The following is a 12,834-nucleotide window of genomic DNA, read 5'->3' as shown; positions in this document are numbered from 1 at the left end:
ACCATGTTGAAATTGGATCTTCAGCTGTTCGCATCCAAGAAGGGTGTAGGTTCCACAAAGAACGGTCGTGACAGCATTGCAAAACGCCTTGGCGTTAAGCGTGCAGACGGTCAAACCGTTACCGCAGGCAGCATTCTCGTGCGTCAGCGCGGAACGAAAATTCACCCGGGCAACAATGTGGGCATCGGTTCCGATGACACACTGTTTGCTAAAGTGGAAGGCGTTGTTAAGTTCGAGCGTTGGGGTCGTGAGCGCAAGAAAGTTAGCGTCTACCCGGTAGAAACCGCTCCAGTAGCGGCTACTGTAGAAGCATAAGTTAAAAATTCATGCATGTACAGCCCTGGCGACGTAATGTTTGCTGGGGCTTTCTTGCTTTTTAGAGGCATCCAACCGGAACCTGCGGCCATTTATGCGCGGATGCGTTTTGGGACCGGAAATGGTATAATGTGCTAATGGGAAGTCGGAAACGGAGCGTATGCGTACATGGGGAACAGGTTGTGGATACCGGCAGCCTTGCTGGGTCTGCTCGGTTTGATAATGCTGGCTGCCGCGCCTTTGACGGCAGAACTTCGTCTGGCTGCGGGAGCCGTTACCGCCGCAAGTTTTGCAGCGGTTCTGTACATCCGGCACCGGATGAAGCTTAAGGAAGCGGAAGAAGAGCGTGCGCGGATTCAGCAGCTCGCTCAGCAGGAGATGCTTCTGACGATCAATCATCTTCGGCACGATTGGATGAACGATATCCAGGTGCTTCTTGGATATATTCAATTGAAGAAATACGATCATCTTCACGGGGTGGTTGCCGGTGTGATGGGAAAGCTCCAGCATGAGAGCTTTATGGCCAAGCTGGGCGATCCGGGTCTGATCGTGTTTCTGCTCACCGCGAAAGCGGGAGGCAGGCACATGAAGCTGGAGGTCGAGCTTGACCAGGAGGTCAACATCCGCAAGCTGGCGCTGGACGGCGACGCCGTCTGCAAGTTGATTCCCGAGCTTATCGAGGGTTTCAAACAAGCGTCTGCTGGAGAAAATGAAGAAGGCGGCATGCTTAGCATGCAGCTCGTTCCCGAAGAGGGTTCGCTGCTGCTCGATTTTGTATATCAGGGACCGTATAACCGGAGCCTTCTGGAAGAGGCTTTGTCGCTCGCATTGGAATCGGGGACAGGCCGTACCTTGGCTGCGGTTGTGGAACAGAATGACTATCAGGAACAGGAGGCGGCCCTCGCCCTGCGGCTGCCTTACCGGACATCAGTTGAGGTGTGATGCACATGTTTGTAGATAAAGCGAAGATTTATGTAAAAGGCGGCGACGGTGGCGACGGTCTTGTCGCGTTCCGCCGCGAGAAATATGTACCCGAAGGCGGCCCTGGCGGCGGCGACGGTGGCGATGGCGGCGATGTGATCTTCCGCGTGGACGAAGGACTCCGGACGCTGGTGGATTTCCGCTACCAGAAGCATTTCAAAGCCAAGCGCGGCGAGAAAGGCCGCAACAAATGCCAGCACGGAGCCAATGCGGACGATATGGTCGTTCGCGTTCCTCCCGGCACGCTTGTCATTGATGACGACACCGGCGAGGTTATTGCCGACCTGACGCGTCATCAGCAGGAAGTGGTCGTTGGGAAGGGCGGACGCGGCGGACGCGGGAATATGCGCTTCGCAACGGCGAAGAATACCGCTCCGGAAATCGCGGAGAACGGCGAGGAAGGCCAGGAACGCTGGGTCGTTCTCGAGCTTAAAGTGATGGCCGACGTGGGCCTCGTCGGATTCCCGAGCGTGGGCAAGTCGACGCTGCTATCCGTCGTGTCGGCGGCGACTCCGAAGATCGGCGCCTACCATTTTACGACGATTACGCCAAACCTGGGCGTCGTCGATCTCGGCGAAGGCCGAAGCTTCGTCATGGCCGATCTGCCGGGTCTTATTGAAGGCGCCAGCCAAGGCGTCGGGCTCGGCCACGAGTTCCTGCGCCATGTGGAGCGGACACGCATCATCGTGCACGTGGTCGATATGGCAGGCACAGAGGGCCGCGACCCGTATGAGGACTGGAAGAAGATCAATGAGGAAATTAAGCTGTACAACGCCAAGCTGGAAGAACGTCCGCAGGTGGTAGTCGCCAACAAGATGGACATTCCGGAGGCCGAAGAAAATTTGGCCGCTTTCCGCAAGCAGCTGGAGGAAGACGGCAAATCCGTTGAAATCTTCGCCATCTCGGCCGTCACCAAGGAAGGCATTCAGCCCCTCCTGTACCGCGTAGGCGATATGCTGGACGCGATTCCCGACGCTCCGCTTCTTGAAGAAGTGCAGGAAGTCGAAGAACGCAAAGTGTACCGGATGGAGAAAAAGAACGAATATGACAACGATTTCGTTATTCGCCGCGAGAACGATATATTCGTTGTAGAGAGCCCGAGCATCGAGAAACTGATGAAACGGACCAACTTTACCACGGAAGAAGGCGTGCTTCGCTTTGCCCGGATTCTGCGGAATATGGGGATCGATAAGGCACTCCGTGAACGCGGCGCAGTCGACGGCCAGACGATCCGCCTGAACGATTATGAATTCGAATTCGTAGAGAAGTCTTAATGGAAAACCCCCTTGCCGGCAGGCACGGGGGTTTTTGGCGTTGTGCAATTTATTCAAACGTTCAGATCGTTCAGCTTGTTCGGGTTATTTATAAACGCTTCTTAATCTTTTCAAAGCGTTTTTGGCGTTCGGATAGCGGAAAGGCAGGTCGAAGCGGCTCGTCTGCTTCAGCACGCTTTTACGGTGAGTGAACACCTCGAAGCTCGCTTTGCCGTGATACCCGCCCATCCCGCTGTTCCCGACGCCTCCGAAAGGGAGGTAAGGTGTGGCGATATGGAGGATCGTATCGTTGATGCAGCCTCCGCCGAACGAAATCGAGTGGATGATCCTCTGCTGGATTTCTTCGCTTTCGGAGAAAGCGTACAGGGCGAGCGGCTTCGGACGGGCGTTTACTTCCCGGATCACGTCCTCCAGATTGCGGTAGGTGAGGACCGGAAGAAGCGGTCCGAAAATTTCCTCCTGCATAACCGGGTCCTCCCAGCCGACTTCGCCGATAAAAGCGGGCTCGATCTTAAGAGACCGCTCGTCCGTTCTTCCGCCGTATACCAGCTGTCCGGCTTCCATCAGGCTTTTAAGCCGGTTGTAGTGGCGGGCATTAATGATGTTCGGGTATGGACTGCCTTCCGCAAGCGGATCGCCGTAGAAGGCGTCTACCACTTCCTTCATCCGCTTCAGCAGATCGTCCTTTACGCTCTCATGGACGTATAAGTAATCCGGAGCGATGCAGGTCTGCCCCGCATTCAGCGTTTTACCCCACACGATGCGCTTGGCCGCGTGCTTGATGTTGGCGTCGGCATGCACGATGCAGGGGCTTTTGCCGCCAAGCTCCAGCGTGACAGGTGTCAGATGCTTGGCGGCCGCTTCCATGACAATCCGTCCGACCCCGACGCTTCCCGTGAAAAAAATCGTATCGAACTTCTCCGCGAGCAGGGCATTGCTCGTTTCGACGCCGCCTTCGATAACGGCCACATATGCTTCGTCGAAGGTCTGACCGAGAAGCCGGGCGAGCAGGGCGGAAGTATGCGGCGCAAGCTCGGAGGGCTTCAGGACCGCGCAGTTTCCTGCGGACATGGCCCCAATCAGGGGCGAGATTGCCAACTGGAACGGATAGTTCCACGGCGAGATAAGAAGCGCAATGCCGTAAGGCTCCGCATAAATGCGGCTCTGCGATCCGATATGCGTAAGGGGCGTTTTAACCCGCCGCGGCTTGCTCCAGCGCTTGAGATGTTTAAGCACATGGTTGATTTCTTCAAGCAGAATGCCGATTTCCGTAGCGAACGCTTCAAAGTCGGATTTTCCGAGATCAAGCTTCAGCGCTTCCATAATCGCGTCCTCATGATCCCGGATCATGGCTTTTAACCGGCGCAGCTGTTCCGTGCGGTAGTTCAGCGGTTTGGTCGCACCTGTTGAGAAAAAGTTTCTCTGCTTATCGAGAAGCGCGTGTATCCGATTCAAGGGGCTTCGTCCTTTCCGGGTCTGCTGACTCAGGTTCTTTCGGGATCTTGGAGCGGAGTCCAGCTCACTTCGGGAATGCCGGAGGAGCCTGGAACAGCCGTTCCGATCCATGTATGGGGAGTGTCTCCGTAAGACAAATAATGTTCAAGCGCATAGCGGAAAATAAACGGAAGCTCCCGGTTCAGAATCTCGGTACGGGGAATCCAGTGCAGATCGCCCTCGGAGGTCCGGATTCGGGGAGATACATCCGTGTGTCCGACATAAATAAACTGCTGCCGGATATCTTGATCTTTTAACCTTATTAGAATGTACTGCAAACGGAGTCCCGAAATTTCGTCCTCGCGTATTCCGGTTTCTTCCTCGATTTCACGCAGGCAGGCTGCCCGGGGACGGGCCATTTCAAAGCTTTCCAGATGGCCGCCTACGGCCGCCCACATACCGGGCGAGAGCGTCCTTTTCATGGATCGTTTCATCATAAGCAGTTCGCCTTGGGCGTTGAACAAAAGAGCCGCGGATATTAATCGCAACGTGATCAAAACGTGTCGCCTCCTTGCTGATTTTCAGCTTACCATAGGGGGAGAAGGACAAGCAAACCCCCGCCCGGAAAGCATTTTGACGCATTCCGTATCTTAGCGGCGCGTTCTTTTTTCAAACGGATGACAGAAAAACCGATAATAAGAGAGAAGCCTGAAAACTTTTCCGGCTATAACGAAGAATGAACGCAGATCATCTTGCAAAATCAACGGCTGCGTGCCCGGTCGGATCGAAGCCGCGGCGGGGAGTTTCTCATTTTGAAACCGGTGAAAGCAGGGCGAAAAGGAAGGATGCCATTTTCCTATTGCCGAAATTTGTAGAGTTGAAGTATAATGTCCTCTATATAAGAACAAACGTCTTTCTGGAAAGGACGGACTTTCTGTGATGGAACCTAAACAGGCCGCCGGTTGGAGCGAGTCCGGCTTTTATCTCGTAAACGAGCAGATTTTGCCCGAAGGCATTCTGAAAACGGTGCAGGCCAAAGAACTGCTGGCCCGGGGAGAAGTAAAAACGATCCACGAGGCGGTTGAGCAGGTAGGATTGAGCCGGAGCGCGTTTTATAAGTACAAAGACGGCGTATTTCCCCTGAATAAGCTGGATAAAGAGCGCATTGTCACCATCTCCATGAATTTGGAGCACCGCTCGGGCATTTTGTCCCGGGTGCTGGCGCTTATTGCCGGACAGGAAGGGAATGTGCTGACGATCAATCAGAGCATTCCGCTGCAGGGAATGGCGAACGTGGTTATTTCCGTGGAAACGTCCCTGATGGGCGATAAAGCGAAAGAGCTGGTTCAATTGCTGGAATCGCAGGACGGGGTCAAAAAAGCCGCCGTGATCGGACAGGGAAGCTCGATTTAACGTAAAGCTAGAAAACAGAAAAAGAACAGCACGTATACGGGAGGAATTGTGACTATGAAAAAACCTATTAAAATCGGCTTGCTGGGACTCGGAACCGTCGGAACGGGCGTCGTCCGGATTGTGGAAGGCCACCGGGAAGATCTCGAAAAGCAGACGGGCTCCGCCATCGTAGTGGAGAAGGTGCTGGTGCAGGATTTGAGCAAGCTGCGCTCCGTTACCGTCGACCGCGACAAACTTACCGACCAGCCTTGGGATATTATCCGCAACCCTGAAATCGACGTTGTCGTCGAAGTGATGGGCGGCGTTCAGGATACGAAAGCGTACATTCTGGAAGCGCTGGAGCAAGGAAAGCACATCGTGACCGCGAACAAGGATCTGATGGCCATGCACGGTCCCGAGATTCTTGCCAAAGCCGCCGAAAAAGGCTGCGATGTATTCTATGAAGCAAGCGTGGCCGGGGGAATCCCGATTATTCGTACGCTGGTGGAGGGCTTTTCTTCGGACCGGATTACGAAAATCATGGGGATCGTCAACGGAACGACGAACTATATCCTGACCAAAATGAGCCAGGAAGGCGCCGCCTATGCGGACGTGCTCAAAGAAGCGCAGATGCTGGGCTATGCCGAGTCCGATCCGACTTCCGACGTGGAAGGGCTGGACGCCGCCCGTAAAATGACCATTCTCTCCACGCTGGGCTTCCATTCGGAAGTGGCGCTGACCGACGTGAAGGTCAAAGGGATCTCCAAGGTCAGCAAAGAAGACATCCAGTACGGCAAAAAGCTCGGCTACGAAGTGAAGCTTCTCGGCATTGCGGAAAAGCATGACGAGCATATTTCCGTATCGGTCGAGCCGACGATGGTCAAAACGTCGCATCCGCTCGCTTCAGTCAACGGAGTGTTCAATGCCGTGTACGTGTACGGCGAAGCCGTGGGCGAGACGATGTTCTACGGGCCGGGTGCCGGTGAAATGCCGACCGCGACTTCCGTCGTGGCGGATCTCGTGGCCGTCGTGCGCAACCTGAACCTGGGTGTAAACGGCCAGCATAGCACGGCGCCTTACTTGGAGAAGAAATTGAAAACGGACGAGCAAATTTCTTCGAAATATTTCGTGCTTCTCCACGTGGAGGACAAAGCGGGCGTTCTTGCGCAAATCACACAAATTTTCGCCAAGCACGAAGTCAGTCTGGAGTCCGTGTTCCAGCATCCGAACGAGCATAATCCGAAAGCGGAAATCATTATCATTACCCACGACGCCAGCCAGGCCGGCATGAATAAAGTTCTGGCCGAATTCGAAAGCCTGGATGTCATCCAGACGATCCAGAGCGTTTACCGCGTCGAAGGCTAAATTATAATATTTTCAAGAAAAGAGGCTGCAGAAGAAAATGAGATACATGGGCTTGCTGCATCAATATAAATCTTACCTTCCGGTTACGGAAAAAACTCCGCTGCTTACCCTGCACGAAGGAAACACTCCGCTTATCCGCGCGGAAAAATTGTCCGAGGAGCTGGGGCTCGACCTTTACGTCAAATATGAAGGGCTGAACCCGACGGGTTCGTTCAAAGACCGCGGCATGGTGATGGCCGTGGCCAAAGCGATGGAGGAGGGAAGCTCCACGATCATGTGCGCTTCCACCGGCAATACGTCGGCGGCCGCTGCCGCCTACGCCGCTCGCGGCGGGCTGAACTGCATCGTGCTTATTCCGAACAACAACATCGCGCTCGGTAAGCTGGCGCAGGCCATCATTTACGGGGCGAAAGTGATCGCCATCGAAGGCAATTTCGACCGGGCGCTGGAGATCGTCCGCGAAATTACGGCGAAGCAGCCGATTACGCTCGTCAATTCCGTCAATCCCTACCGGATTGAAGGCCAGAAGACCGCCGCTTTCGAGGTGTGCGACCAGCTCGGAAAAGCGCCGGATTATCTGGCGATTCCGGTCGGCAATGCGGGCAACATCACGGCGTACTGGAAAGGATTTAAGGAGTATCAGGCGGCAGGCAAATCTTCTTCCCTTCCTAAAATGATCGGATTCGAAGCGGAAGGCGCCATGGCGATCGTCAAGGGAGAGCCGATCCTCAATCCGGAAACCGTGGCGACCGCCATCCGGATCGGAAACCCGGCCAGCTGGGACGGAGCCGTAAACGCGGCCAGCGAATCCGGCGGTCAGATCAACTATGTCACGGATGACGAGATTTTGGAGGCTTACCGCAAGCTTGCTTCGCAGGAAGGCATCTTTGCCGAGCCGGCGTCGGCGGCATCCCTTGCCGGCGTCATCAAGCTGAAGCGGGAAGGACACTTCCGGCAAGGACAATCCGTCGTGTGCGTGCTGACCGGTAACGGCCTTAAAGATCCGCATAACGCGATTCAGAGCGTAAAAGCCGAGCCGCTCGTCGTGGAAGATTCGGAAGCGGCCGTGATGGACGCGATCCGGCAGTTGGAGCAGGTGGGCAGCTAATGGCCCCCGCTGCGGTACGCGTCCGCGTTCCTGCCAGCACCGCCAATCTGGGACCGGGCTTCGATGCGCTCGGCATGGCCCTTGATTTGTACGCCCGGATTGAGATGAGTGAAGCGGACCGGACACAGATCGAACTTTTCGGAAACAATATGCAGGGAATTCCGACGGACAAGACGAACCTGATCTATAAAGTGGCCCGCACCTTGTACGACCACGCGGGTCTGCCCATGCCGGAGCTGAGTATCCGCATGGACAGCGACATTCCGCTCACGCGCGGCCTGGGCAGCAGCGCCTCCGCTATCGTAGGAGCGCTTGCCGCGGCAAATGCGCTGAGCGGAGCGGATCTTCCGCCGGACGAGCTTTTCCAGATCGCCTCCGGCATGGAAAAGCACCCCGACAACGTCGGCGCCTCGCTGTTCGGCGGCATTATCGCGGCCTACTGGGACGGCCGTGAGGCGAAGCACGTGCGCATCGAGCCGCACGAGCGCCTGGAGGCACTGGTCGCCGTGCCGGCGTTCCAGCTCTCCACGGAGCATGCACGCCGCGTGCTGCCGGATCAGGTGCCTATGAAAGACGCCGTCTTCAACATCGGCCACTCGTCTCTGCTCGTCGCGGCCCTCGCCGCCGGCGAGCTGGGTATGATCCGGCACGCGATGAAGGATGCGCTGCATCAGCCGTATCGCGCGGCTCTCGTTCCCGGGATGGAGAAGATTTTCCGGGAAGCGGCCGATCACGGCGCGCTGGGAGCTGCGCTCAGCGGAGCGGGACCGACTCTTATTGCGTTCGCCGATAAGAGCGAGGGACGCCAGGAGGAACTGGAAGCGTTCCTCCGGGAAACGTTCCGCGCCGAAGGAATCGAGGCGGAAACGAGATGGCTTCAGCCATCCCGCGAAGGCGTCCGCGTCTGGAAGCTGGCGGGCGGGGAACCGTCCTTCGAGGAATTTGCGGGAGGAGCGGAATAGCCATGGCGAAGAAGCAACGGATTGCGATGCTGGGACCGGGCACCTTCTCCGAAGAGAGCGTGCACCATTTCCTCGGGAGGGACCGGTACGAATATGTGCCGTTCAAGCTTATCTCCGACGTATTCCTGGCGACCGCTTCGGGAGAAACGGATTACAGCGTCATTCCGATCGAGAATACGATCGAGGGTTCCGTTACCCTGCATATCGATTGGCTTGTCCACGAGGTGGATTTGCCGATGCAGGTGGAATGGGTTTATCCTATAGATATGAACCTGATCGGTCTGCCCGGTAGTGCCCACCGGTCGGCCGATGACAAGAACGGCTTGGCGAGACTGGAGAACGGGGAATTGGCAAGCTCCCCGCCCGTCTCTTGGTCGAGCATTACCAAAGTGCTGTCCCACTCGGTCGCGCTTGCCCAATGCCGGAAGTTTCTGCGCACGTACATGCCGCAGGCCGAGATCGAGCAGACGGGTTCCAACGGGGAGAGCGTCCGCCTTGTCAGCGAGCTGGGAGATCCGAACGTGGTGGCGATCGGGACGACAAACGCCGCCGGCATGTACGGAATGGAGCTTCTCGCGTCGAAAATACAGGACAACCCCGACAATTCGACCCGTTTTATTTTGATCGGGCGTGAAAAGCTTGACCTGCCGGTCTCCGGCCATACAAAGACGACCATTCTGGTCACACCGCCCGAGGATTATCCGGGAGCGCTGCACCAGGTGCTGTCGACCTTCGCCTGGCGCCGGATCAACTTGTCGAGGCTCGAATCCCGGCCGACGAAACGCAAGCTCGGCAAGTACTATTTTTATATCGATGTAGAAGGCTCACTGGAATCGGTTCTCGTCCGCGCCGCATTTGAAGAAATCGAAGCGATTGGCTGCCAGGTGCGGATTCTGGGCTGCTACCCGACGTACCAGTACGAAACCCAAACCCCGGAGGTGTAAGAACGAATCATGGCACAGCAATGGATTTACCTGGATGGAAGCTTCGTTACCAAGGAAGAAGCCAAAGTATCCGTCTACGATCACGGTTTTTTGTACGGGGATGGAATTTTTGAAGGCATCCGCATTTACGGCGGCAACATTTTTAAATGCAAGGAGCATCTCGACCGCCTTTACGATTCGGCCAAATCGATTATGCTCAACATTCCATTGAGCTATCAGGAAATGCAGGACGCCCTAGTGGAGACGATCCGCCGCAACGAGCTTCGTGACGGATACATCCGTCTCGTCGTTTCCCGCGGTCCCGGCGACCTCGGACTCGATCCGCGCCGTTCGCCGAAAGCGAGCGTCATCATTATCGTCGAGCAGTTGTCGATTTATCCGGAAGAAGCATACATCAACGGTCTCAAAACTGTTTCGGTCTCAAGCCGCCGCAACATTCCCGACGCGGTCAATCCGAAAATAAAATCGCTCAACTACTTGAATAACATTCTCGTCAAAATCCAGTCCAACCTGGCCGGCGTGGGCGAAGCGATCATGCTGAATTCGCAGGGATATGTGGCCGAAGGTTCTTCGGATAACATTTTTATCATCAAAAGAGGCGTCGTATTCACCCCGCCTTGCTACATCGGTGCGCTGGAAGGCATCACGCGCGCGGCGATCATCGAGATTTGCGAGCGCAAAGGCTATACCTTGAAGGAAGAGCCGTTTACCCTTCATGACGTGTATGTGGCCGATGAAGTGTTCTTTACGGGCACAGCCGCCGAAGTTATCGCGGTTCGCGAAGTGGACGGCCGTATTATCGGGGAAGGCAAAGCCGGCCCGATTACGACGAAACTTTTGCAGGAATTCCGCAGCATGGTGACTGTCGACGGGGTCAAAGTTTACGAATAGGCCGTCACGTACGGTTCGTTTCATTTCATTTAATTCATGATCGGTGCCGACTTTCTATCGGTTGGACCGGTTTTTGCCAAAACGACTCTTTAAACTCTCAGAAAACCGTTTCCGGGGAAGGGGCACTTCCTGCGGCAGCGGTTTTTTTTATGCCCGGAATTGCTGTATTTGCGCCTGTCCTCCGGAATTTTCCGCGGCTTTTTTTCGTCCGGGGATGTCAAATGCCCATAGGTCTGCATAAGATGTAATGTCAATCGGATTGGGGAAGACGGATATGTACTTAGAAGAAGGAGGTAAGACCCGTTGAAAATCCATATGGTTAAAAAAGGGGATTCGCTGCATAAAATCGCCCAAAAATACAACGTCGATCTCGATAAAGTGATCGAAGCGAATCCTCACATCGCGAACCCGCACCAAATCAACGTCGGCGAAAAGGTGAAAATTCCGGGAACGCCGACGAAGCCCCATCATCATGATGGGCAGCATCACGAAGGGCACCATCACGAAGGGCATCATCACGAAGGGCACCATCATGAAGGGCACCATCATGAAGGGCATCATCATGAAGGGCATCATCACGAAGGGCATCATCATGAAGGACACCATCATGAAGGACACCATCATGAAGGGCAGCATCATCTGGTAAAGCACATTGTGCAGCAGGGAGATACGCTGTGGAAGCTCTCGAAGGCATGGGGAATTCCGCTGAAGGAAATGATTGAGGCCAACACCCAACTGAAAAACCCGAGCGTACTGATGACCGGTGAAACCGTCTATATTCCGAAAAAGGGTCACAAAGAGCAAGAAGGTGGTCAAGGGTATCAGCCTCATCACGGTGGGACAGCTCACGGCAAGAAGAATACTGCCCCGATCCAGCCGGCAGTCCCCGCACCCGAAGTAGTGGAGCAAAAGCCGGAAGCCGTTCAAATTCCCGAATTACCGGAAATTAACCAAATAACGAAGATAACGGAAATTAACTTAAATCTGGCGAAGGTGACAGAGCACAAAGAGGAAGTGAAGATCGAACTTCCCATACAGCCTAAGCCTCAGGTACAGCTGCCGGTTATCGAGCAGCCTCCCTTGCAGCCGGCTCCGCAGCCGCCGGTGCCTGAATACCAGTTGCCCCAACTGGTGCTGCCGCAGATCGAGCTGCCGTCTTATACACCGCAGCCTCCGCCCCAGCACCCTTGCGAGCCCGTTGTTCCGGCTCCTTATCCCGCTTATGTAAAAGAGGCGGAGGCTATTCCGGACTGCGGAGGTTTTCCGGAAATTCTTCCGATGATTCAGCCGTGCCCTCCTTATGCGCCTTTTGTGTCTCCATACGGGCATCATCATGATATGTGGAAAAAAGAACCGTGCGGATGCGAAGGTGAACTGCCCGTCCCTTATGGCCATCACGGAGCATACGAAGGAGGCTGGGGACATCCGCAGACGCTGCCGTATCCGAATGTGGAGATTCCCCAGGGCATTCCGTCCTATCAGGCAATGGTCGCTGCCCAAGAAGAATTCATCCAGCCGACCGGGCAGATTCAGGTACAGCCCTACCCGTCCCAGCCGTGGTTTCCGAGCCAGCCCGGTTTGTACGGAGGCGCGGGAGTCGGTCCGGATTTAAATACCCCTTACACGGACGGAGCCTATTGTCCGGAAAAACCGGTATTCGGACAGCAGCCGGGCTGGCCCGAGCCATACGCGCCATTCAGCCATGGGGGCTTTGAGCATGGAGGTCACGGTCACGTAGGCGGATGGCCGCAGAGCTACGAGCAGGGAGGCGTCTGGCCCCAGGGCTACGCATCCCCGCAGGAGGCGGAGCAAGCCGTGTATGCGGCTGGCGGCTTTGAGCATGGGGGCGCCTGGCCGCAGGGCTATGCGCCGCAGCATCAGCCGGATCATGGCCAGTACGCGCCCGGAGGCTACGAGCAAGGGGGCGCCTGGCCGCAAGGCTTCGCGCCGCATCAGCAGCCAGATCATGGCCAGTACGCGCCCGGAGGCTCCGAGCAAGGAGGCTCCGAGCAAGGAGGCGCCTGGCCGCAAGGCTTCGCGCCGCAGCAGCAGCCGGACCATGGCCAGTATGCGCCCGGAGGCTCCGAGCAGGGAGGCGGATGGCCGCAAGGCTTCGCGCCGCAGCAGCAGCCGGATCATGGCCAATACATGCCCGGAGGCTACGAGCA

The 12,834-nt window shown here is 56.0% G+C and carries 12 protein-coding genes; 10 read left to right on the top strand and 2 right to left on the bottom strand.

What is annotated here, in order from left to right; genetic code table 11:
• The first annotated feature begins 3 nt into the window (after positions 1-3).
• The 3 genes from rpmA (at position 4) to obgE (ending at position 2,570) form a co-directional block, all read left to right on the top strand.
• The gene (gene rpmA, locus HMPREF1207_RS06275; protein WP_009675465.1) at positions 4-315 is read left to right on the top strand and encodes a 50S ribosomal protein L27; all 312 of its coding nucleotides are present in this window, start codon (positions 4-6) and stop codon (positions 313-315) included.
• Positions 316-483: 168 nt separating this feature from the next.
• Entirely contained in the window at positions 484-1,257 is a 774-nt protein-coding gene (locus HMPREF1207_RS28445; RefSeq protein ID WP_016423510.1) for a Spo0B domain-containing protein, read from the top strand.
• A 5-nt stretch (positions 1,258-1,262) separates the two neighbouring features.
• Complete coding sequence (obgE, locus tag HMPREF1207_RS06265; RefSeq protein WP_009675450.1) at positions 1,263-2,570, top strand: GTPase ObgE; 1,308 nt, start codon at positions 1,263-1,265, stop codon at positions 2,568-2,570.
• A gap of 84 nt (positions 2,571-2,654) precedes the next feature.
• Here obgE and HMPREF1207_RS06260 read toward each other — a convergent pair whose 3' ends face one another.
• Both HMPREF1207_RS06260 and HMPREF1207_RS06255 read right to left on the bottom strand, forming a co-directional pair.
• On the bottom strand, positions 2,655-4,025 hold the full coding sequence (locus HMPREF1207_RS06260) for an aldehyde dehydrogenase (RefSeq protein WP_009675453.1): 1,371 nt from the start codon (positions 4,023-4,025) through the stop codon (positions 2,655-2,657).
• Positions 4,026-4,054: 29 nt separating this feature from the next.
• Positions 4,055-4,561 carry an NUDIX domain-containing protein gene (locus tag HMPREF1207_RS06255; protein WP_009675466.1) on the bottom strand — a complete coding sequence of 169 codons (507 nt, stop codon included), beginning with the start codon at positions 4,559-4,561 and terminating at the stop codon, positions 4,055-4,057.
• Between the two features lie 382 nt (positions 4,562-4,943).
• Here HMPREF1207_RS06255 and HMPREF1207_RS06245 point away from each other — a divergent pair, with 382 nt between their 5' ends.
• The 7 genes from HMPREF1207_RS06245 to HMPREF1207_RS06215 all read left to right on the top strand — a co-directional run.
• Complete coding sequence (locus HMPREF1207_RS06245) at positions 4,944-5,417, top strand: ACT domain-containing protein (RefSeq protein ID WP_009675461.1); 474 nt, start codon at positions 4,944-4,946, stop codon at positions 5,415-5,417.
• Between the two features lie 54 nt (positions 5,418-5,471).
• The gene (locus HMPREF1207_RS06240) at positions 5,472-6,761 is read left to right on the top strand and encodes a homoserine dehydrogenase (protein WP_009675463.1); all 1,290 of its coding nucleotides are present in this window, start codon (positions 5,472-5,474) and stop codon (positions 6,759-6,761) included.
• A 37-nt stretch (positions 6,762-6,798) separates the two neighbouring features.
• Positions 6,799-7,869 (top strand): threonine synthase, encoded by a 1,071-nt coding sequence (thrC, locus tag HMPREF1207_RS06235; protein WP_009675449.1) that lies wholly within the window; start codon positions 6,799-6,801, stop codon positions 7,867-7,869.
• Positions 7,869-8,831, top strand: a complete 963-nt coding sequence (gene thrB, locus HMPREF1207_RS06230) for a homoserine kinase (RefSeq protein ID WP_009675456.1) — start codon at positions 7,869-7,871, stop codon at positions 8,829-8,831. The genes thrC and thrB overlap by 1 nt, the downstream gene beginning before the upstream one ends.
• 2 nt (positions 8,832-8,833) lie before the next feature.
• Positions 8,834-9,775, top strand: a complete 942-nt coding sequence (locus HMPREF1207_RS06225) for a prephenate dehydratase (RefSeq protein WP_009675464.1) — start codon at positions 8,834-8,836, stop codon at positions 9,773-9,775.
• Positions 9,776-9,784: 9 nt separating this feature from the next.
• Positions 9,785-10,666, top strand: a complete 882-nt coding sequence (ilvE, locus tag HMPREF1207_RS06220; RefSeq protein ID WP_009675462.1) for a branched-chain-amino-acid transaminase — start codon at positions 9,785-9,787, stop codon at positions 10,664-10,666.
• Positions 10,667-10,969: 303 nt separating this feature from the next.
• Positions 10,970-12,834: LysM peptidoglycan-binding domain-containing protein (locus HMPREF1207_RS06215; protein ID WP_016423508.1), on the top strand; the 1,865-nt coding region annotated here is incomplete at its 3' end.

The organism is Paenibacillus sp. HGH0039 (assembly GCF_000411255.1).
Lineage (GTDB): Bacteria > Bacillota > Bacilli > Paenibacillales > NBRC-103111 > Paenibacillus_F.
Note: the sequence above shows the minus strand (reverse complement) of the source record. Positions and strands in the feature narration are given on the sequence as shown.